This is a genomic window from Streptomyces sp. NPDC057428, from assembly GCF_042803195.1.
GTDB lineage: Bacteria > Actinomycetota > Actinomycetes > Streptomycetales > Streptomycetaceae > Streptomyces.
In genome coordinates this window covers 1-21,673 of the sequence record NZ_JBHVCT010000043.1, presented here as the reverse complement: position 1 = coordinate 21,673, position 21,673 = coordinate 1, and the positions used below count along the sequence as shown (strand labels likewise).

General features: G+C 71.8%; 11 protein-coding genes and 2 pseudogenes. 11 read left to right on the top strand and 2 right to left on the bottom strand.

Annotated features, from left to right (window positions below):
• Window positions 1-210 precede the first annotated feature (210 nt).
• From ACFU5K_RS18250 to ACFU5K_RS18225, 6 genes are all read left to right on the top strand, one after another.
• Window positions 211-942, top strand: coding sequence for a VIT1/CCC1 transporter family protein (locus ACFU5K_RS18250; RefSeq protein ID WP_384062498.1), 732 nt, complete (start codon window positions 211-213; stop codon window positions 940-942).
• 470 nt (window positions 943-1,412) lie between these two features.
• Complete coding sequence (gltB, locus tag ACFU5K_RS18245) at window positions 1,413-5,972, top strand: glutamate synthase large subunit (RefSeq protein WP_384062496.1); 4,560 nt, start codon at window positions 1,413-1,415, stop codon at window positions 5,970-5,972.
• Window positions 5,965-7,425 carry a glutamate synthase subunit beta gene (locus ACFU5K_RS18240; protein WP_384062493.1) on the top strand — a complete coding sequence of 487 codons (1,461 nt, stop codon included), beginning with the start codon at window positions 5,965-5,967 and terminating at the stop codon, window positions 7,423-7,425. Before gltB ends, ACFU5K_RS18240 begins: the two co-directional genes overlap by 8 nt.
• Before the next feature lie 198 nt (window positions 7,426-7,623).
• The gene (locus ACFU5K_RS18235; protein ID WP_384062490.1) at window positions 7,624-8,574 is read left to right on the top strand and encodes a hypothetical protein; all 951 of its coding nucleotides are present in this window, start codon (window positions 7,624-7,626) and stop codon (window positions 8,572-8,574) included.
• Between the two features lie 21 nt (window positions 8,575-8,595).
• Window positions 8,596-9,264: a hypothetical protein gene (locus ACFU5K_RS18230; protein WP_384062488.1), complete on the top strand. Its 669-nt coding sequence runs from the start codon at window positions 8,596-8,598 to the stop codon at window positions 9,262-9,264.
• Complete coding sequence (locus ACFU5K_RS18225) at window positions 9,245-10,138, top strand: inositol monophosphatase family protein (RefSeq protein WP_384062485.1); 894 nt, start codon at window positions 9,245-9,247, stop codon at window positions 10,136-10,138. Before ACFU5K_RS18230 ends, ACFU5K_RS18225 begins: the two co-directional genes overlap by 20 nt.
• Here the strand turns inward: ACFU5K_RS18225 and ACFU5K_RS18220 are convergent.
• Window positions 10,131-11,381 carry an SLC13 family permease gene (locus ACFU5K_RS18220; RefSeq protein WP_384062482.1) on the bottom strand — a complete coding sequence of 417 codons (1,251 nt, stop codon included), beginning with the start codon at window positions 11,379-11,381 and terminating at the stop codon, window positions 10,131-10,133. The two genes, ACFU5K_RS18225 and ACFU5K_RS18220, sit on opposite strands and share 8 nt — an antisense overlap.
• A gap of 6 nt (window positions 11,382-11,387) precedes the next feature.
• On the opposite strand from ACFU5K_RS18220, the gene ACFU5K_RS18215 reads away from it, so the two are divergent.
• Window positions 11,388-17,228 carry a TIR domain-containing protein gene (locus tag ACFU5K_RS18215; protein WP_384062479.1) on the top strand — a complete coding sequence of 1,947 codons (5,841 nt, stop codon included), beginning with the start codon at window positions 11,388-11,390 and terminating at the stop codon, window positions 17,226-17,228.
• A gap of 34 nt (window positions 17,229-17,262) precedes the next feature.
• On the opposite strand, the gene ACFU5K_RS18210 is transcribed toward ACFU5K_RS18215, so the two are convergent.
• Window positions 17,263-18,180: a rhomboid family intramembrane serine protease gene (locus tag ACFU5K_RS18210; protein ID WP_384062477.1), complete on the bottom strand. Its 918-nt coding sequence runs from the start codon at window positions 18,178-18,180 to the stop codon at window positions 17,263-17,265.
• Window positions 18,181-18,268: 88 nt separating this feature from the next.
• On the opposite strand from ACFU5K_RS18210, the pseudogene ACFU5K_RS18205 reads away from it, so the two are divergent.
• The 4 genes and pseudogenes from ACFU5K_RS18205 to ACFU5K_RS18190 form a co-directional block, all read left to right on the top strand.
• Window positions 18,269-18,551: pseudogene (locus ACFU5K_RS18205) on the top strand (pyridoxamine 5'-phosphate oxidase family protein); the annotation flags it as partial.
• A gap of 59 nt (window positions 18,552-18,610) precedes the next feature.
• Window positions 18,611-19,215: pseudogene (locus tag ACFU5K_RS18200) on the top strand (TetR/AcrR family transcriptional regulator).
• A gap of 323 nt (window positions 19,216-19,538) precedes the next feature.
• The gene (locus tag ACFU5K_RS18195; protein WP_003969786.1) at window positions 19,539-19,742 is read left to right on the top strand and encodes a cold-shock protein; all 204 of its coding nucleotides are present in this window, start codon (window positions 19,539-19,541) and stop codon (window positions 19,740-19,742) included.
• A gap of 206 nt (window positions 19,743-19,948) precedes the next feature.
• Window positions 19,949-21,628, top strand: coding sequence for a DEAD/DEAH box helicase (locus ACFU5K_RS18190; RefSeq protein WP_384062475.1), 1,680 nt, complete (start codon window positions 19,949-19,951; stop codon window positions 21,626-21,628).
• The last annotated feature ends 45 nt before the right edge of the window (window positions 21,629-21,673 follow it).

Here is a 21,673-nt window from a genome sequence, read left to right as displayed (position 1 = left end):
GGATGAACCGGATGGCCCCGGCTAGAAGGGGATTCCACATGCGGATGGAAGAGAGGCGTGTAAAACGTATAAATCGGCCACCCGGGTGACGCTTCCACGGCAGGTAAGTTCGGCCTTCCTTGCTGGCGGGAGGCCTTTTTCGTGCGTACTTTCGAGTGTGCGGAGCGGAAGTTGGAACGTTCGGGGCCGCTCCCGGAAAAGGGGAGAGCTGTGTCCATCATCGAGACCGACGCCGTACTGCACGAGGCGCACCGGGACAACCACACCCACCGTGACGTCAACGGCGGCTGGCTGCGCCCCGCGGTCTTCGGTGCCATGGACGGCCTGGTCTCCAACCTCGCGCTGATGACGGGTGTCGCCGGCGGCGCGGTCTCCCACCAGACCATCGTGATCACGGGCCTCGCGGGTCTGGCCGCCGGTGCGTTCTCGATGGCCGCCGGGGAGTACACCTCCGTCGCCTCGCAGCGCGAGCTCGTCGAGGCGGAGCTCGCCGTCGAGCGGCGCGAGCTGCGCAGGCACCCCGCCGACGAGATGGAGGAGCTCGCCGCCCTGTACGAGTCCCGGGGCGTCGAGCCCGCGCTCGCCCGCGAGGTCGCGCTGCAGCTGTCCAGGGACCCCGAGCAGGCCCTGGAGATCCACGCCCGCGAGGAGCTCGGCATCGACCCGGGGGACCTGCCCTCGCCGCTGGTCGCCGCCGTGTCGTCCTTCGGCGCCTTCGCGCTGGGCGCGCTGCTCCCCGTGCTGCCCTTCCTGCTCGGCGCCGTCCAGCTGTGGCCAGCCGTGCTGCTCGCGCTCGTGGGTCTCTTCGGCTGCGGCGCCCTGGTCGCCAGGGTGACCGCGCGCAGTTGGTGGTTCAGCGGTCTGCGTCAGCTCCTCCTCGGCGGAGCGGCCGCCGCGCTCACGTACGGGCTGGGTGTCCTGTTCGGCGTAGCCGCGGGCTGACGCCGCCGGGACGCTCCGGCACGCGGGGATGTCCCGCCCGCCGCCCGCCGCCCGCCGCGCGTTCCGGGCAGCCGGGGCGGGACTTTGCCGGTGCCTTTCGGCGTTGTACTCATGTGACGTACGTCTTGGCGCACGTCACTGGGCGTATGAGTAAGGGGCCCATAAGATGAGACGCTATGCAGTGCTACACATAAGTAGCCGTTACCTGGCGGTTTCGATTCTATGACCGCCGGGCAAGAGCCGTAGACATCGCGGGCAACGACGCCCGCTCTCTGCGGTCTCCCAGGACAGTGATCCACAATGATCCGTCCCCTCGTGACCCACCCGCACCACGTTTCGTGGTGTCCGCATGGTGGAACGTCCTATTCGCTTTTTGAGAAGCGTTCCATCATGTAACCTGCACGAAATTTCGCAGAGGGCCAGCGTCGTCCCTCGGCACAGCACATGCCACGACGACGACGGGAGTGCCGATGCGCATCCACGCCTGGTCGCCCATGGACGGTCGCCCCGCCCAGCAGGGGATGTACGACCCCCGTAACGAGCACGACGCCTGCGGCGTCGGGTTCGTGGCCACCCTGACCGGTGTGGCCAGCCATGAGCTGGTCGAGCAGGCGCTGACCGTACTGCGCAACCTCGAACACCGCGGCGCCACAGGATCCGAGCCCGACTCCGGCGACGGCGCCGGCATCCTCGTGCAGGTCCCGGACGCCTTCCTCCGCGAAGAGGCCGGCTTCCCGCTCCCCGAGGCGGGTTCCTACGCAGTCGGCATCGCCTTCCTGCCCGCGGAGGACTCCACCGGCTCCGTCCAGCAGATCGAGAAGATCGCCGCCGAAGAGGGCCTCGACGTCCTCGGCTGGCGCCAGGTCCCGGTCACGCCGGACATCCTCGGCAATGGCGCCCGCGCCGTCATGCCGGAGTTCCGCCAGCTGTTCGTCGCCGGTGGCGGCAGCACCGGCATCGCACTGGACCGCAAGGCGTTCGTCCTGCGCAAGCGCGCCGAGCGTGAGGCCGGGGTGTACTTCCCCTCGCTCTCCGCACGCACGATCGTCTACAAGGGGATGCTCACCACCGGGCAGCTGGAGCCGTTCTTCCCGGACCTCTCCGACCGCCGGTTCGCCACCGCGATCGCGCTGGTCCACTCCCGCTTCTCCACCAACACCTTCCCGAGCTGGCCGCTCGCCCACCCGTACCGCTTCGTCGCGCACAACGGCGAGATCAACACGGTCAAGGGCAACCGCAACTGGATGAAGGCCCGCGAGTCCCAGCTCGCCTCCAGCCTCTTCGGCGAGGCGCAGCTCGACCGGATCTTCCCCGTCTGCACCCCGGACGCCTCCGACTCGGCCTCCTTCGACGAGGTCCTGGAACTGCTCCACCTCGGCGGCCGCTCGCTGCCGCACTCGGTCCTCATGATGGTCCCCGAGGCGTGGGAGAACCACGCCTCCATGACCCCGGCCCGTCGCGCGTTCTACCAGTACCACTCCACGATGATGGAGCCCTGGGACGGACCGGCCTGCGTCACCTTCACCGACGGCACCCAGGTCGGCGCGGTCCTCGACCGCAACGGTCTGCGACCCGGCCGCTACTGGGTCACCGACGACGGCCTCGTCGTCCTCTCCTCCGAGGTCGGCGTCCTGGACATCGACCCGGCCAAGGTCGTCCGCAAGGGCCGCCTCCAGCCCGGCCGGATGTTCCTCGTCGACACCGCCGAGCACCGCATCGTCGAGGACGACGAGATCAAGGCGTCCCTCGCCGCCGAGAACCCGTACGAGGAGTGGCTGGAAACCGGCGAGATCGAGCTCGAGGACCTCCCCGAGCGCGAGCACATCGTCCACACCCACGCCTCGGTCACCCGCCGCCAGCAGACCTTCGGCTACACCGAGGAAGAGCTCCGCATCCTCCTCGCCCCGATGGCCCGCACCGCCGGCGAACCCCTCGGTTCCATGGGCACCGACTCGCCCATCGCCGCACTGTCCGAGCGCCCCCGGCTGCTCTTCGACTACTTCACCCAGCTCTTCGCCCAGGTCACGAACCCGCCGCTGGACGCCATCCGCGAGGAACTCGTCACCTCGCTGCGCTCCTCCCTGGGCCCCCAGGGCAACATCCTGGAGCCGACCGCCGCCACGTGCCGCAGCGTCACGCTGCCGTTCCCGGTGATCGACAACGACGAGCTCGCCAAGCTCATACACATCAACGCGGACGGCGACATGCCGGGAATGAAGGCCGCCACCCTGGCCGGCCTCTACCGCGTCAGCGGCGGCGGCGAAGCCCTGGCCGCCCGGATCGAGCAGATCTGCACCGAGGCCGACGCCGCCATCGAGGACGGTGCCCGCCTGATCGTCCTGTCCGACCGGCACTCCGACGCCGAGCACGCACCGATCCCGTCGCTGCTGCTCACCTCCGCCGTCCACCACCACCTTATCCGCACCAAGCAGCGCACCCAGGTGGGTCTGCTGGTCGAGGCCGGAGACGTCCGCGAGGTCCACCACGTCGCGCTGCTCATCGGCTACGGTGCCGCCGCCGTGAACCCGTACCTCGCGATGGAGTCCGTCGAGGACCTCGTCCGCGCCGGTACGTTCATCGAGGGCATCGAGCCCGAGCTGGCCATCCGCAACCTGATCTACGCCCTCGGCAAGGGCGTCCTGAAGGTCATGTCCAAGATGGGCATCTCGACCGTCGCCTCCTACCGGGGCGCGCAGGTCTTCGAGGCCGTCGGCCTCGACGAGGCCTTCGTCGACCAGTACTTCAAGGGCACCGCCACCAAGATCGGCGGCGCCGGACTCGACGTCGTCGCCAAGGAGGTCGCCGCCCGGCACGCCAAGGCGTACCCCGCGTCCGGCATCTCGGCGTCGCACCGCGCGCTGGACATCGGCGGCGAGTACCAGTGGCGCCGTGAGGGCGAACCGCACCTCTTCGACCCGGACACGGTCTTCCGCCTCCAGCACGCCACCCGTAACCGCCGGTACGACATCTTCAAGCAGTACACGGGCCGGGTCAACGAGCAGTCCGAGCGCCTCATGACGCTCCGCGGACTGTTCGGCTTCAAGAGCGGCCGTGAGCCGATCTCCATCGACCAGGTCGAGTCCGCCTCCGAGATCGTCAGGCGCTTCTCCACCGGCGCCATGTCGTACGGCTCCATCTCGCAGGAGGCGCACGAGACCCTCGCGATCGCCATGAACCAGCTGGGCGGCAAGTCCAACACCGGTGAAGGCGGCGAGGACGCCGAGCGCCTCTACGACCCCGCCCGCCGCTCGTCCATCAAGCAGGTCGCCTCCGGCCGCTTCGGTGTGACCAGCGAGTACCTGGTCAACGCGGACGACATCCAGATCAAGATGGCGCAGGGCGCCAAGCCCGGCGAGGGCGGCCAGCTGCCCGGCCACAAGGTCTACCCGTGGGTCGCCAGGACCCGGCACTCCACCCCGGGTGTCGGCCTGATCTCGCCCCCGCCGCACCACGACATCTACTCCATCGAGGACCTGGCCCAGCTGATCCACGACCTCAAGAACGCCAACCCGGCGGCCCGCATCCACGTGAAGCTGGTCTCCGAGGTCGGCGTCGGCACGGTCGCGGCCGGTGTCTCCAAGGCCCACGCGGACGTCGTCCTCATCTCCGGCCACGACGGCGGTACGGGCGCATCGCCCCTCACCTCCCTCAAGCACGCGGGCGGTCCCTGGGAGCTCGGCCTCGCCGAGACCCAGCAGACCCTGCTGCTCAACGGTCTGCGCGACCGCATCGTCGTGCAGACCGACGGCCAGCTCAAGACCGGCCGCGACGTGGTCATCGCCGCGCTCCTCGGCGCCGAGGAGTTCGGTTTCGCGACCGCGCCGCTCGTCGTCTCCGGCTGCGTCATGATGCGCGTCTGCCACCTCGACACGTGCCCGGTCGGCATCGCCACCCAGAACCCCGTCCTGCGCGAGCGGTTCTCGGGCAAGGCCGAGTACATCGTCAACTTCTTCGAGTTCATCGCCGAAGAGGTCCGCGAGATCCTCGCCGAGCTCGGTTTCCGCACGATCGAGGAGGCCGTCGGCCACGCCGAACTCCTCGACACCGACCGGGCCGTAACGCACTGGAAGGCCCAGGGCCTCGACCTCGAGCCCCTCTTCTACGTGCCCGAACTTCCCGAGGGCGCGGTGCGCCACCAGATCGCCGAGCAGGACCACGGCCTGGCCAAGGCACTCGACAACGAGCTCATCAAGCTCGCCGCCGACGCCCTCGGCGCCGACAGCGCCGAGACGGCACAGCCGGTCCGCGCGCAGATCGCGATCCGCAACATCAACCGGACCGTCGGCACCATGCTCGGCCACGAGGTGACCAGGAAGTTCGGCGGTGCGGGCCTGCCCGATGACACCATCGACATCACCTTCACCGGGTCCGCCGGGCAGTCCTTCGGCGCGTTCGTGCCGCGCGGTGTGACGCTGCGACTGGAGGGCGACGCCAACGACTACGTCGGCAAGGGCCTCTCCGGCGGCCGCGTCATCGTCCGCCCGGACCGCGGCGCCGACCACCTCGCCGAGTACTCCACGATCGCCGGCAACACCATCGGCTACGGTGCGACCGGCGGCGAGCTCTTCCTCCGCGGCCGGACCGGTGAGCGCTTCTGCGTCCGCAACTCCGGTGCCACGGTCGTCTCGGAAGGCGTGGGCGACCACGGCTGCGAGTACATGACCGGCGGACACGCGGTCGTACTCGGCGAGACCGGACGCAACTTCGCGGCCGGCATGTCCGGCGGCATCGCGTACGTCATCGACCTCGACCTCGACAACGTCAACACCGGCAACGTCGGCGCCGTCGAAACGCTGGACGACACCGACAGGCAGTGGCTGCACGACGTCGTGCGCCGCCACCAGGAGGAGACCGGATCCACGGTCGCCGAGAAGCTGCTGGCCGACTGGGACACCGCGGTCACCCGCTTCAGCAAGATCATCCCGTCCACCTACAAGGCAGTGCTCGCCGCCAAGGACGCCGCTGAGCTCGCCGGTCTCTCCGAGCAGGAGACCACCGAGAAGATGATGGAGGCGGCGACCAATGGCTGACCCCAAGGGCTTCCTGACCACCGGACGCGAGGTCGCCAAGACCCGTCCCGTCGGCGAGCGCGTCAAGGACTGGAACGAGGTCTACGTTCCGGGCTCGCTGCTCCCGATCATCAGCAAGCAGGCCGGCCGCTGCATGGACTGCGGCATCCCGTTCTGCCACAACGGCTGTCCCCTCGGAAACCTGATCCCCGAGTGGAACGACTACGCCTACCGCGAGGACTGGTCGGCGGCGTCGGAGCGCCTGCACGCCACGAACAACTTCCCGGAGTTCACGGGCCGGCTGTGCCCCGCTCCGTGCGAGTCCGCGTGCGTCCTCGCCATCAACCAGCCGGCCGTCACCATCAAGAACGTCGAAGTCTCCATCATCGACAAGGCGTGGGACAGCGGCGACGTCACCCCGCAGCCGCCCGAGCGCCTCTCCGGCAAGACCGTCGCCGTCATCGGCTCCGGCCCGGCGGGTCTCGCCGCCGCCCAGCAGCTGACCCGGGCCGGCCACACGGTCGCGGTCTTCGAGCGCGCGGACCGCATCGGGGGACTTCTCCGTTACGGCATCCCCGAGTTCAAGATGGAGAAGTCGCACATCAACCGCCGCATCGAGCAGATGCGCGCGGAGGGCACCAAGTTCCGTACGGAGGTGGAGATCGGCAAGGACATCGACGCCGCCAAGCTCCGCCGCCGCTACGACGCGGTCGTCATCGCCGCCGGTGCCACCGTCTCCCGCGACCTGCCCGTCCCGGGCCGTGAGCTGAACGGCGTGCACTTCGCGATGGAGTACCTCCCGCTGTCCAACAAGGTGCAGGAGGGCGACCTGACGGTCTCCCCGATCAGCGCCGAGGGCAAGCACGTCGTCGTCATCGGCGGCGGCGACACCGGGGCCGACTGCGTCGGCACCGCCCACCGGCAGGGCGCGGCCTCCGTCACCCAGCTGGAGATCATGCCCCAGCCGGGCGAGGAGCGTAACGCCAACCAGCCCTGGCCGACCTTCCCCATGCTCTACAAGGTCACCTCCGCGCACGAGGAGGGCGGCGAGCGGATCTACTCCGTCTCCACCACCCACTTCGAGGGCGACGAGGAAGGCAACGTCCAGTCCCTGCACCTGATCGAGGTCGAGTTCAAGGACGGCAAGCTGGAGCAGAAGGCGGGCACCGAGCGCGTCATCCCCGCCCAGCTCGTCACCCTGGCCATGGGCTTCACCGGCACGGACCAGGCCAACGGCCTCGTCCAGCAGTTCGGGCTCGCGCTCGACGACCGCGGCAACGTCGCACGTGACGACGACTACGCGACCAACGTCGACGGCGTGTTCGTCGCCGGCGACGCGGGCCGCGGCCAGTCCCTCATCGTGTGGGCCATCGCCGAGGGCCGCTCCGCGGCACGCGGCGTGGACCGCTTCCTCACCGGGACGAGCGCGCTGCACGCCCCGATCCGCCCGACGGACCGTTCCCTGACGGTCTGATCACGGCACAACAGACGTCCCGTACAACGGCGTACGGAACTGAACGCGGCGCCCGCCCAGTCCCCGACCGGACCGGTGGGCGCCGTGGCGCGTCCGGGGCGCCCGGACCGTGCGCCTGAGCCCGCCCTCCACACCCCCTGGCGGCCGACCGCCCCGTTCTCCTACGATCGAGGGAGTCCACGGGGGAGGCGGAATCACATGACGGTGCGCGGACGGCGCCTGGAGCGGTCCGTGGCCTGGATCCTCAAGAACATCGACGTGGTCATCGCCGCCGGTGTGGCGCTCACCATCGGTTTCCTCGACATCTTCGGCGACGTCATCACCAGCGACGTCGCGTCGGGCGCCACACTCGTGGTCCTCGGCGCCCTGGCGCTCGGCTCGATAGTGGAACGGGTGCGCCAGCCCGCGACGATCGAGGAGGCCATGGCCGGCACACGGCGCGCCCTCGAAGACCTCACCATGGTCCGCTCCCTCGCCGGCAACGAGGTCGCCGAGGCCCTGCGCGCAGCCCGCCAGCGCACCCACCTCTGGTACTTCAAGGGCGGCACGGGCACCTACTTACGTGCCGTCACCCTGCCCCAGTGCGTCGCCGCGGCGCGCGAACAGCGCTCCCAGCTCACTATGAAGATCGACATCATCAACCCGGCCGACGAGCGGACCTGCCAGGCCTACGCCCGCTTCCGTCAGATGTTCGCCACCCGCACCAGCACCGGACACGCCGGGCACTGGACGACCGACCGGGTGCGCAAGGAGTCCTACGCGACGGTCCTCGCCGCCTGCTGGTACCAGGACAGGCTCACCACCATGGACATCACGGTGCACCTCTCCTCGACCGTCCCCACCCTCCGCTTCGACCTGTCCGAGTCCTGCCTGGTCATCACCCAGGACGACACCTCGCGGGTCAACCTCCTGGTCGAGCGCGAACAGCCCCTCTACGACTACTACGTCACCGAACTCCACCAGAGCCGCGCACAGGCGGTCCCGGTCCCCGTGCGTGTGGGCGTCCCCCTGGGCGAGGAACCCACGGTCGACGAGACCCGGGCGCTGTTCGAGACCCTGGACCTTCCCCTGCCCCGGACGTTCACCGACAGCGACATCGGGGAGATCATCGTCAAGGCCCTGCACGCGGAGGACCCCTACCGGAGGTGAAGCGCCTGCGGGCGCGATCCCATGGACTACGACGAGCTCGAACTGGCCCTCTCCGGCGGCGGATCCGGGCACCCCGCCACCGACCCCCGCCGGCCCGCGGTGGGCGCGCTCACCGAGGTCGCCACCGGGGTCCGGGCCCTGCGCGCCGTGCACCACCCCCTGGGGTTCCTCTGTCTGCCGCTCCTGCGCGACGGGCCGCGCGGGATCTGCGTCCACCTCTTCGACCCGGGGCACGGCGCCGTGCACGACGCCGAACCCTGGCACGCGCACAGCTGGGAACTGCGCAGCCACGTCCTGTACGGAAGCGTCACCAACGTGCCGGTACGGGTCACCACGTCCCCCGACTCACCCACGCACCGGGTGTTCGAGGTGCACAGCGGGCCCGGGGGAGTGGACGAGATAGTCCCCACCGCCACACTCGTCCGCGGCGAGCCCGGCCGTGAGCGCGTCAACGGACCCGGAGAGACGTACACCCTGCCCGCGGGCGAGTTCCACGCCACCTGCACCGACGGCCGCACCCCCGCCGCCACCCTCGTGCTCGGCCGGACCGTGCCCGGCGGAACGGACCTCTCGCTCGGGCCGCTGGAGGGACCCGCGCGCACCATGACACGCGGACTGTACGACGAGGAACACACGGTGGCGGCCGTCCGCACCGCTCTCAGGAGGATCGATGAGCACGTCAGCGCCTGATCCCGGTCCCGCCGCCGGCCAACTGCCCGGCGGCGCCGGACCCTACGCCGAGGAGCGGGCCGTCGCCGTGGCGGCGGCCGAGGCCGCCGGTCACATGCTCCGCGAACGGTTCCGCGCCCCCCTCACGGTGCGCACCAAGGACGCCTCCGGTGACGTCGTCACCGCGCTCGACCTGGCCGCCGAGGAGATCGTCCTGGCACGGCTTCGCCGCCACTTCCCGTACGACAGCATCCTCTCCGAGGAGGCCGGGATGCTGGACGGACCGGGCCACCGCACCTGGCTGGTCGACCCGCTCGACGGCACGAACAACGTGGCGGTCGGGCTGCCCGCCTACGTCGTCGGCATCGCCCTGTGCGTGGCTGGCGCACCCGTGCTCGGGGTCGTCCACGAACCCCTGACCGGCCGCACCTGGCACGCCGTGTCCGGGCACGGGGCGCACGCCGACACCGGCCCGCTGACCGGGCCCGACGGCAGACTGCCCGCGCCCGGACCGGTCATCGCCTGGACCCAGGGGCACGCCGTGGGCCGCGGGAACGTCCGGGCCGCCGCCCTGCGCCAGCACCTCGAACTCGGCTGCCGCCGCGTGCTCCAGCTGTGGGCGCCGCTGCTCGGGTGGAGCATGCTGGCCAGAGGGACCATCGACGGCTTCGTCGGCTACCGGGCCGAAGGGCTCGACCTGCCCGCCGGGGCGCTCCTCGCGGCCGAGTCCGGGGTGCTCCTGCGGACGCTGGGGGGCGGCGTGTTCAGACCCGGCTTCGAAGGCCCCGGCGAGGACCGCAGCTTCGTCGCCGCCCGCGCGGACACCCTGGACTACCTGCTGGCCCAGGTGGCCGCGGTGGGCGCCCGCAGCCCCTGCCGCCCTCGGGTCAGCTGACCAGAGCCAGCGCGCAGACCGCGGCGAGCGTCCCCGTCACCGACAGCACAAGACCCGTCCACAGGAAGCGGCCCATGTCGATCCGCGTCCCGTGATAGCGGCACCGCTCGAACCACAGCAGTGTCGCCAGGGACGCCCACGGAGTGATGACCGGGCCCACGTTGACACCGATGAGCAGGGCCAGCAACTGCTCGTGGTTCCCCGCCGGGACGACCGCCTCGCCCGCCACATAGGCCGGCAGGTTGTTCAGCACGTTGGACATCCCCGCTCCGACGGCGGCCGACCGCAGCATCCCCACGAAGCCGTTGTCCGAGCCCAGCACCCACTCCAGCAGCTCGTGCAGTCCGTGCGCGTTGACCGTCTCCACCACCAGGAACATCCCGGGCACCAGGACCAGCAGCCGCCACGGCACCAGCGACAGCTTCAGCTCCCCCCTGCGCCGTACGGCGAACGCCACCACCACGACCAGCATCGCCGTCAGCGACGCCGACCAGAGCGGCACGTCGGCGACCAGGATCGCCAGCAGGAAACCCGCACAGGCCACCGCGCAGATCCGCAGCAGCACGGGATCCTCCGCCACCGGCGGCGCGGGCGGGGTGTACCGGTCCTGGCCGCGCCGGCCCCGCCGCCAGTAGAAGGCCCACAGGCAGGCCGCCGTCACGCCGATCGCCGCGAGCTGGGGCAGCCACATCACGGCGGCCAGCCCGGACGGCGACAGCGCCACCCGGTCCGCCGCCAGCAGATTCGTCAGATTCGACACCGGCAGCAACAGGCTCGCGGTGTTCGCGAGCCACACCGTCGTCATCGCCAGCGGGACCGCCGCGATCCCCACCCGGGTCGCCATCGCCAGCATGACCGGGGTGAGCAGCACCGCCGTCGTGTCCAGGTTGAGCGTGATCGTGGTCAGCGAGGCGAACAGCACGCACAGCCCGAAGAGCAGCGGGTACCGGCCACGGCCCGTCCGCGCCACCCAGGAGGCCACCACGTCGAACACCTGCGCCCGGCCGGTCAGTTCGGCCATCACGATCACAGTGCCCAGGAACACCACCAGCGGCCCGATACGCCGCAGCTGGTCCGCCGCCGGACCCGTGGGCAGCAGTCCGGTCACCACCGCGATCAGCCCGAGGGCCAGCAGACCGCCCGCGAGCCAGTCGAGCGGATGCAGCCGCCGCGCGACGCCTTTCGGCCCGCCGTCCCCGGACCGGCCGGACCACAGTCGCCGCCATGAGAAATCTCTTACCATGGAACGATGGTGTCAGACGGTGAACTCAGCTCAGAAGCAAGCGAGTTCGATTTCTTCATCAGCTACTCGCCGGCCGACGAGCCCTGGGCGGCCTGGATGGCCTGGACGCTCGAGGAAGCCGGCTACCGCACGGTCGTCCAGGCATGGGACTTCGTGCCCGGCACCAACTTCATCGACTACATGGACCGCGGCGTGAGCGAGTCCGCCGCCGTCATCGCGGTCCTCTCCCGGCACTACGAACGCTCCATCTACGGCCGTATGGAATGGCAGGCCGCCCTGCGCGCCGCCCCCGAGGCGCCGGAGCGCCGGCTGCTCACCGTACGGGTCGACGACATGCCCATCGAAGGGCTCCTCGCCACCCTCACCTACGTGGACCTCGTCGGCGTCGACACCGCCGACGCCGCCCGCTCCCTCTTGCTGACCCGCGTGGAACAGGCCCTGGACGGGCACGCCAGACCGTCACGGCGCCCCGGGTACCCCGGCTCCCCGCCCGTCCCCGGCCGGTCCGTACTCCCCGACGCCTATCCGCCGGGACCCGACCGCGACAACGGCCGCGGACCCGGCTGGACCGGACGGCGCCGACCCGCCCGCGCCCCCGGATACCCGCCCGTCACCACCGCCGCCCCCGGCCGCGACACCGTCACCGTGCTGCACCTCGCCGGTCCCGACTTCGGGCGCGGCCGCGAACCGGAGACCCTGGCACGGCAGCTCCGCGGCGACATCGTCGAACTCCGGGACGCCGGAGCACCCGCCCCCGACCTGCTCGTCGTCACCGGCGACCTCACCTCGTCCGGCAGCCCCCGCGAATGCGACCAGGCACTCGGCTTCCTCACCGCACTGCGCTCCCAGCTGGAACTGCCACCGCAGCGCGTGGTCGTCGTGCCGGGCGCCCAGGACGTCAACCAGGCTGCCTGCCGCGGCTACTTCCACACCTGCGAAGCCGACGAGGTCGTCCCCCAGGCCCCCTACTGGCCCAAATGGCGCCACTACACCCGGCTCTTCCGCAGCCTCTACCAGGGCCTCGACATCGTCTTCGACAGCGACCAGCCCTGGACCCTCTTCCCCGTCCCCGAACTCAACACCGTGATCGCCGGATTCAACTCCACCATGGCCTTCAGCCACCGCGCCGACGACCAGTACGGCTCCGTCGGCCGCGACCAGGTCGCCTGGTTCGCCGAGGCCCTGCGCGGCTACGAGGAGGAGGGCTGGCTGCGGATCGGCGCCCTGCGTCACCCGCTCACCGGCGCCCGCCACCGGGCCGACACCGCCGGAGGCCCCGGCCCCCTGCGCGACGCCGACGTCCTCACCCGGCTCACCGGACCCCGGCTCAACCTCCTGCTCCACGGCCCCACCGGCGGCCCCCGCACCACCGGCGGCGAACCCACCCACTACGAAGCGGAAGCGGGAGCGGGCAGGCTACCCGTCTTCGGCTCGGCAGCACCCGCACGCTTCCAGCTCCTGCAGATCGCCGCCGACGGCGTCACCCGCTGGGACGACCGCACCCCCGGAGCCGCGCCCTCCGCGCTCCCCACCGGGCCCTGGCGGAACACCGGCCGCACCTTCCCCGCCCGGGCCGCCGCCCCCACCGCACCCGACTTCGACGGGCCGGCCCCCTCCGACACACCCGACGACTCCCTCACCGCCCGCGTCAAGGAGATCTGCCGGGCGCGCCGCGACGGCGTCGGCCTCCGCGACATCCCCCGCCGCGGACCCGGCGACATGGCCCAGGTCATGGCCACGTGGCAGGAGGACGGAGTCGTACGCCAGCAGCGCATCGCCATCCACCCCGACGTGCCCACCGAGGCCGAACTCGACCGGTTCGCCGCCCAGACCCACGCCATGGGCACCGGAGCCGACGCCGTCGTCGTGTACGCAGGAGAAGCACCCGGCCCCGCGCTGCGCGCACACGCGGCGTCCGGCGGCGTCCGGATCAGGCTCCGCAGCTTCATCGAGTTCCAGGGCCTGCTGGACCTGCGCGGCTACGTCGCCGCCCAGACCGCCCGCCTGGACGGCAGCGAGCTCTACCCGCCGGCCCGCTACCTCACCCAGCGCTACCGCGACGCCGACCGCACCGGCGGCGGCGAACACACCGGCCTCGTCGAGGACCTCATCGACCTCCTCGACAGCGACCACGGCCGGTTCCTGCTGCTCCTCGGGGACTTCGGCCACGGCAAGACCTTCGCCCTGCGCGAGCTCGCCCGCCGCATCCCGGAGCAACTGCCCAACCTCATCCCGCTGCTCATCCCCCTCAACACCCTCGACCGGGCCCACACACTCGAAGGACTCGTCGCCGCCCATCTCGCCGCCCACGACGTCGACGTCATCGACCTGCGCGCCCTGCGCTACATGCTCGCCGAGGGCCGGGTCGTCCTCCTCTTCGACGGCTTCGACGAACTCGTCAACCGCGTCAGCTACGACCGGGCGGCCGACCACCTCCAGGTCCTCCTCGACGCCGCCGTCGACCGCGCGAAGATCGTCGTCAGCAGCCGGACCCAGCACTTCAAGTCCCACGACCAGATCCTCACCGCCCTCGGCGAACGCGTGGGCCTGCTCCCGCAACGCCGCATCCTCTCCGTCGAGGGCTTCACCCCCGACCAGATCCGCACCTACCTCGAACGCCTCTACGGCGACGAACGCCTCGCCGGACAGCGCTTCCAGCTCCTGCGCGACATCCCCGACCTGCTCACGCTGTGCCGCAACCCCCGACTGCTCTCCTTCGCCGCCGTACTCGGCCAGGACCGGCTGCACGCCGTCGCCGGAGCGGGCCGCGCCCTGAGCCCCGCCCGCCTCTACGAGGACGTCTTCACCTCCTGGATCGACCACGAGGAGCAGCGCGGCCAAGGCGGACCCGGCGCCGCGCCCGGACTCGGCGCCGAAGCCCTCTGGTCCTCCGTCACCGCCCTCGCCCTGCGCCTCTGGGAATCGGGCCGCACCGCCCTGCGCCTGGACGAACTCACCGAGACCGTGGCCGGCACCCTCAGCGGCCTCACCGGCCCCTCCCGCACCGCCGTCGAACTCTCCACCGCCGAACGCGCCCAGGCCGTCGGAGCCGGAAGCCTGCTCGTCCGCAGCGACGACGGCGTCTTCCAGTTCATCCACGGCTCCGTACTCGAATGGCTGGTCGCCCGCGAGGCAGCCCACCGGCTCGACCGGGGCGACCACCACCTCCTGAGCACCCGCACGCTCAGCCGGCTCGCCGTCGAGTTCCTCTGCGACCTCGCCGACCACGAGCGCTGCGCCCGCTGGGTACGCGACACCCTCGACCCCGAAGGGCCCCCGTCCGGCGAGAGCGCCCGGGCCAACGCCCTGCGGATCGGCGACCGGCTCCGCGTCCCGGCCGGTGCCGACCTGCGCGGGGCACGGCTCGCGGGCGAGGACCTCTCCCACCGCGACTTCTCCGGCGCCGACCTCACCGGCGCGGACCTGACCGACGCCCAGCTCACCGGGACCAGCCTCACCGGCGCGATCCTGCGGGACGCCGTACTCGCGGGAGCGCGCCTCGACCACGCGGACCTGACCGGCGCCGACCTCACCGGCGCCGACCTGACCGGCAGCAGGCTCACCGCCGCCGACCTCAGAGGTGCCCGCCTCACCGGCAGCCGCTGGCACCGCGCCGCGCTCGTCGCACCCGTACTCGACGACGCCGTACGCGCCGCCCCGGAACTCGCGGCCGCGGCCATGGCGCCGGGAATGGCCGTCGAGGCCGGGCACCGCCCCTCCTCGGTTGGCGTCCCCTACGGCTTCGACATGCGCACCAGCAGACTTCCCGAGCCCATCGCCTACAGCCCCGACGGCGAACTCCTCGCCGTCGGCAGCGAGGACGGCGGCGTCCTCATCTGCGGCGCCGACACCGGCCAGGCACTGCGCACCCTCCAGGGCCACTCGGGGCGCGTGTACGCCGTCAAGATCGCCGCCGACACCATCGCGACCGGCAGCTCCGACGGCACCGTACGCCTGTGGGATCCGGTGTCCGGGTCCTGCCGCCACCGCATCGAGGTCCACCCGGACGGCGTGTGGCCCCTCGTCCTGGACACCACCGGCGGTCTCCTCGCCACCGGGGACAAGGACGGACTCGTCACCGTCTGGTCCGTCGCCACCGGCGAGGCCCTGCACCGGCTCCCCGGCCACACCGCCCCCGTCTACACCGCTGTGTTCGCCCCCGGCGGGTCCACACTGATCACCGGGGACGCGTCCGGCAGGGTCCGCCGCTGGGACCTCTCCGACGGCTCCTGCGCGGGCGAACTCACCGGCCACCACGGCTCGGTCTACCGCGCCCGGTTCAGCCCCGACGGCTCCCTGCTCGCCACCGCCGACCAGGGCGGCGCCGACGGTGGCGCGGTCCGCATCTGGGACGCCGTCGGCTTCCGGCTCCTGCACACCTTCGCCGGTCACACCGGACGCGTCTACGCCCTGGACTTCCACCCCGACGGCACCCTCCTGGCCACCGGCGGCACCGAGGGCCAGGTCCGCCTCTGGGACCCCGTCGTCGGCACACCAGCCGGCGCCCTGGAACGCGGCACGGGCGCCGTGTACCAGGTCCTGTTCCACCCCACCGGACAGCTCCTGGCCTCATGCGACAGCGACGGCAAGGTCAGGCTGTGGAGAATCGCGGGCGATGCGCGCCGCGGCCGCACCGTCACCCTCCACGACCGCCAGCCCACCGCCCACCGGGGCTCCGCCTGGGCATGTGCCTTCCGCCCCAGCGACCGGCAGCTCCTCACCGTCGGCAACGACGGGGGCGCCCAGATCTGGGACGCCGACACCGGCCAGGGCCGGCGCATCCTGCGCGGCCACGGACGCCGGGTCACCGGACTCTCCTTCAGCGCCGACGGCACCCTGCTCGCCGCGGCGGGCAACGACGGGATCGTCCGCCTCTGGGAAACCGCGACGGGACGCCGCACCGAGGAGATCACCGGCCGGGGCAACCGGCTCGTCTCAGCGTTCTTCAGCCCCGCCGAGGACATACTCGCCGCAGCCGGCAACGACGGCGACATCCACCTGCGGGGCCTCCCCGACGGCGGCCACCTGCGGGACATCGACGCCGAGACCGAGCACATCTGGGCCGGGGCGTTCAGCGCTGACGGCCGGCTGATCGCGACGGCGAACGACGACGACACCGTCCGCCTCTGGTACCGCTCGACCGGCGCGCCCGTCGCCACCCTGACCGAGCACCGGGGCCGCGTCAGGGCCATCGCCTTCGCCCCCGGCGCGACCCCTCTGCTCGCCACCGGCTGCGACGACGGCGCGGTCCGCCTCTGGCGCCCCCGGACGGGAGAGCTCCTCGCCGACCTGCGCGCGCACACCGACCGGGTCTACGGGGCCGCCTTCGGTAACGACGGAACCTGGCTGGTCACCGCCGGCTGGGACGGCGTGGCGGTCCTGTGGCGCGACGGCGTCGCCGCACACCGGCTCACCGGACACCGGGGCAAGCTGTGGACCGCGGCCGCCCACCCCACCGCACCACTGGCCGCCACCGCCGGCGACGACCGCGTCGTCGGACTCTGGGACACGGAGACCGGGGCACGCCTCACCGGCCTCACCGGCCACTCCGGGCGGATCCTCGCCCTCGCCTTCAGCCCGGACGGCGCCACCCTCGCCGCCGCGGGCGAGGACGGCACCGTACGCCTGTGGACCCTCCCGGCCGACGGCTCCGACCCGCGGCCGAGGGCGACCCTGATCGGCCTGCCGGGCGGCTGGGCAACCCTCACCCCGTCGGGCGGCTACAAGTACGACGGGGACGCCGCGGGGGAGTTCTGGCACGTCGTGGGCATGACCCGCTTCACGCCCGGTGAGCTTGACCCCCACCTGCCGGAAGTGAGGCGGCTGCCCATCGGCGAACCGCTGTAGGCGGGCGCCCCCGGCCGGGCGGTCCCAGGCCCGGTCAGACAGCTCCGGTCAGCGCCGCCGTCCGCACGGCCACCACCACCGCCAGCAGCGCCACCAGGGCCACTCCGCCGACCAGTTGCACCCCGGAGGTCCGCAGCTTCGCCGGCGCGTAGGCTAGGCCGTACGTCACGAGGCCACCGGTCAGCAGCCCGCCGAGGTGCGCCTGCCACGAGGTGAACAGCGCCGACACCACCATCCAGATCAAGAACCCCGCCATGAACTGGTTGACCGGCCGCATGTCCCGCCCCAGACGGCGGCTGATGACGTAGAACGACGCCGCGAGACCGAAGACCGCCCCCGAAGCACCGACCGTCTCGGTGTCCGGCGACGCGATCAGGTAGACCAGCACCGAACCGCCCAGCGCGGACAGCAGATACAGCGCCAGATACCGCGCGCGGCCGAGCTGGCCCTCCACGACCCGGCCGATGTTCCACAGGGCGAGCATGTTGAAGACGAGGTGCATCACCCCGAAGGAGGTGTCCGGCGGCAGGTGCAGGAACGCACCCGTCAGGAGCCGGTACCACTCCCCGCCGGCCACGCCCGTCAGTTCGAGACCCGGAAAGGTCCCGCCCCTGTAGTAGTACTGCCCGCCGTCCGGACCGACCAGCACCGCGCCGAGCATGCCGAACCGCTCGACCGTGGCGGGCCGGACCACCTCGACGACGTACGCGAGGACGTTCAGCACGATCAGGACGTACGTGACGACCGGCGTCGCCGCCGTCGGCACCTCGCCGCCGAACAGCGACCGCGCCCGGCGTACCGAGCGCTGCCCCTCCTTCACGCACTCCACGCAGTGATGGCCGACTGCCGCCTCACGCATGCAGTCCGGGCAGATGTAGCGGTCGCAGCGCGTGCAGCGCACATACGTCTCGAACGACGGGTGGCGGTAACACGCGGTGGCGGCGGCCTCCATGGCCGGCTCCTTCACTCGTGGACGGGCAGGAGGGGCCGCTGGGGGCGGCGGCGCTCAAGATAGCGAACGCCGCCGACGAGCGGATCACTCGGGTGACCCCCGCTTCGCCATCCAGGCCGACCCGGGGCCCGATGCCGGGACGACGACGGGGACGTCCGTGTCTCCGGCCGGGAGTGGAGGTCACCGACCCCGCCGTCCGGGCCCGCTTCGTCGAGGAGGTCACACCGCCGGAGCCCTTCCTCCTCTTACGCGCCGAACCCGCCGAGGCCGTCCGCACCGGGATCGGCGGCGACGACATCGTCGTGCAGGTCCGGCGCCCCGGCCACCCTCTGCGCAGAGGAGCCGACGCGAGTCCGGTACGCGAGGTGTGACCGTCTGACCTGCGGCCACGCGGTGCCGACCGCTCCGTAGCCGGACCGACAATGGGGGAGTGCCTACCAAGAGGAAGCCCACGGCGGCAGCCCGGCCCGGCCGCCGCCCCGAACTCCTGGCCATCGCCGCGGAGGTCTTCGCCGCCCAGGGATACGACGCCACCACCGTCCGCGGGATCGCGGACGGGGCCGGGATGCTCGCCGGCAGCCTCTCTTCGATTCGAAGGAATCGATGGTCGACGCGATCCTCACCTCCTTCCTGGGCGGACTCCGGGCCGCTTACGGCACCGTGCTCGACGCCGGGCTCGCCCCCCGGGAGACCCTCGAAGCACTGGTCACCGAGACCTTCCGGCGGATCGGGCACGACCCCGCGGCCGCCGCGATCTGCCGGACGGACGCCACACACCTGGCAGCCCGCCCGGGCTTCGCCCACCTGGCCGAGGCGCTGAAGACCTGCGAGGACGTCTGGCGGCGCCCCCTGGAGTGCGGCGTCGCGGAGCGGGCCTTCCACGCGGGGACGGACATCCCGCTCACCGGCCGCTTCATCCACGACGCGGTCTGGGGCACCGCCTCCTGGCACCGGCCTGCCGGGAACGACGACCCCGGTGGCCTCGCCCGCCCGTACCTCGCGCTCCTGCTGGACGGCCTCGCCCCACGCCGCTGACCGCCGCCCGCCGGGGGCCCCGGGGAGAACACGAGGAGAAGAGGCCGGGAACGATTTCGGAACCTCCCGTGCGCGACCCGGCCCACGCCCCGGGTCTGCGGGACTCGCGGCACGCCGGTGCGAAGGGCTCTGCCGTCCGGCGACGGAACGTGCTACGGTTGTCCAGTTGCAGTTTTGGTACCCATGAACTTTATGTGCGCCTGACGGGAACCCTCCTCAGGCGCTTTATTGTTTTCCGGCTTTCTCCGGATGGGGCTCAATGCGGCGACTTGGAATTCGTAAAGTGCGGATTCTCGGCACTGCACCTCTTTTAGGAGAATGACATGGCTACTGGAACCGTGAAGTGGTTCAACTCGGAAAAGGGCTTCGGCTTCATCGAGCAGGACGGCGGCGGCGCCGACGTCTTCGCCCACTACTCCAACATCGCCACCTCGGGCTTCCGTGAGCTCCAGGAGGGCCAGAAGGTCTCCTTCGACGTCACGCAGGGCCAGAAGGGCCCGCAGGCGGAGAACATCGTCCCGGCCTAATTGCCGCGACGCGTACCTCGCAGCCGGGGCCCGCACCGTGAAGGTGCGGGCCCCGGTTTGTGCTGTTTCCGACTCGTCCTGTCCCCGTCGGCCCCGCCACCGGGACACCTGCTCTGTGCATGCATCCTGGGGCGCACAGACCGAGCAGTCGCAGGAGTCGGCAGTGATCCAGTGATCCCAGGAATCCCCCAGGAGGGCAATTCCGTATGACCCGCTCCGAACGCCAGGACCGACCGACCCGCAACCGCCCCATAAAGGGACGCGGCGCGGACCGGCCGCAGGCGAACACCCGCGGTGCCGGCAGGGCTCCCGCGCGCCGCAAGCCCGCACCGTCCCAGGGCGGCGAATTCGCCCTGCCGCAGACGCTCACCCCGGCGCTTCCCGCCGTCGAGTCGTTCGACGCGCTCGACATGCCCGCCGCGCTGCTCAAGACCCTCGCGGCCCAGGGTGTGACCGACCCGTTCCCCATCCAGGGCGCCACCCTGCCGAACTCGCTGGCCGGACGGGACATCCTCGGACGGGGCCGCACCGGCTCCGGCAAGACCCTGGCCTTCGGGCTGGCCCTGCTCGCCCGCACCGCAGGACGCCGCTCGGAGCCGCACGCCCCGCTGGCGCTCGTGCTCGTCCCCACCCGAGAGCTGGCCCAGCAGGTCACCGACGCGCTCACCCCGTACGCCACGGCCGTGAACCTGCGCGTCGCCACGGTCGTCGGCGGCATGTCGATCAGCCGCCAGTCCGGCGCGCTGCGCCGCGGCGCCGAGGTGCTCGTCGCCACCCCCGGCCGGCTGAAGGACCTCATCGAGCGCGGCGACTGCCGGCTCGACGCCGTCTCCATCACCGTCCTCGACGAGGCGGACCAGATGGCCGACATGGGCTTCATGCCCCAGGTCGTCGCGCTGCTCAAGCAGGTCGAGCCGGACGGCCAGCGGATGCTGTTCTCCGCGACCCTGGACAAGAACATCGACCGGCTGGTCAAGATGTTCCTCACCGACCCGGTCGTGCACTCCGTCGACCCGTCCGCCGGTGCCGTCACCACCATGGAGCACCACGTGCTGCACGTGGCCGACGAGACCGACAAGAAGGCCGTCGCCACCCGGATCGCCGCCCGCGAGGGCCGCGTGATCATGTTCGTGGACACCAAGCGCGCGGCCGACCGCTTCGCCAAGCGTCTCCTCGCCAGCGGTGTGCGCGCCGCGGCCCTGCACGGCGGACGCTCCCAGCCGCAGCGCAACCGCACCCTGGACCAGTTCAAGACCGGCGAGGTCACCGCCCTCGTCGCCACGAACGTCGCGGCCCGCGGCATCCACATCGACGACCTCGACCTGGTCGTCAACGTGGACCCGCCGACCGACCACAAGGACTATCTCCACCGCGGCGGGCGCACGGCGCGCGCCGGGGAGTCCGGCAGCGTCGTCACGCTCGTGCTGCCCGAGGAGAAGCGCGACATGACCCGGCTGATGGCGGACGCGGGTATCGCACCGCAGACCACCCGGATCAAGTCCAGCGACGAGGAGCTCAGCCGCATCACGGGCGCGCGCGAGCCCTCCGGTGTGGCCGTCGTCATCGAGGTACCGCAGCCGACGCAGCCCAAGCCGCGTACGCGCGGAGGCAGTCAGGGCGCCGGTGCCGTCGGCGGCGGGTCCTTCCGCTCGGGCAGCCGGGGCCGCGGCCGTCGTGGCGGCTCGGGCACGGGTTCGGCTTCGGGTGCCGCGCAGGGCGGCGCAGGCGCGGCCCGTGGCGGCGCCGGAGCCCGCGGTGGTGCCGGCGGCGGTGCGGCCCGTGGTGGTGCCGGGTCCGCGGGCGGTTCCCCCCGAGGTGCCGGCGCCGGCCGGTCCGCCGGCACCGGTCGCGGCAGCGCGCCCGGACGTGGCCGCCGGGCCGCATGACCTGAGGACGCGTTGACCGGCACTCGCCGGTCAACGCGCCGAGCG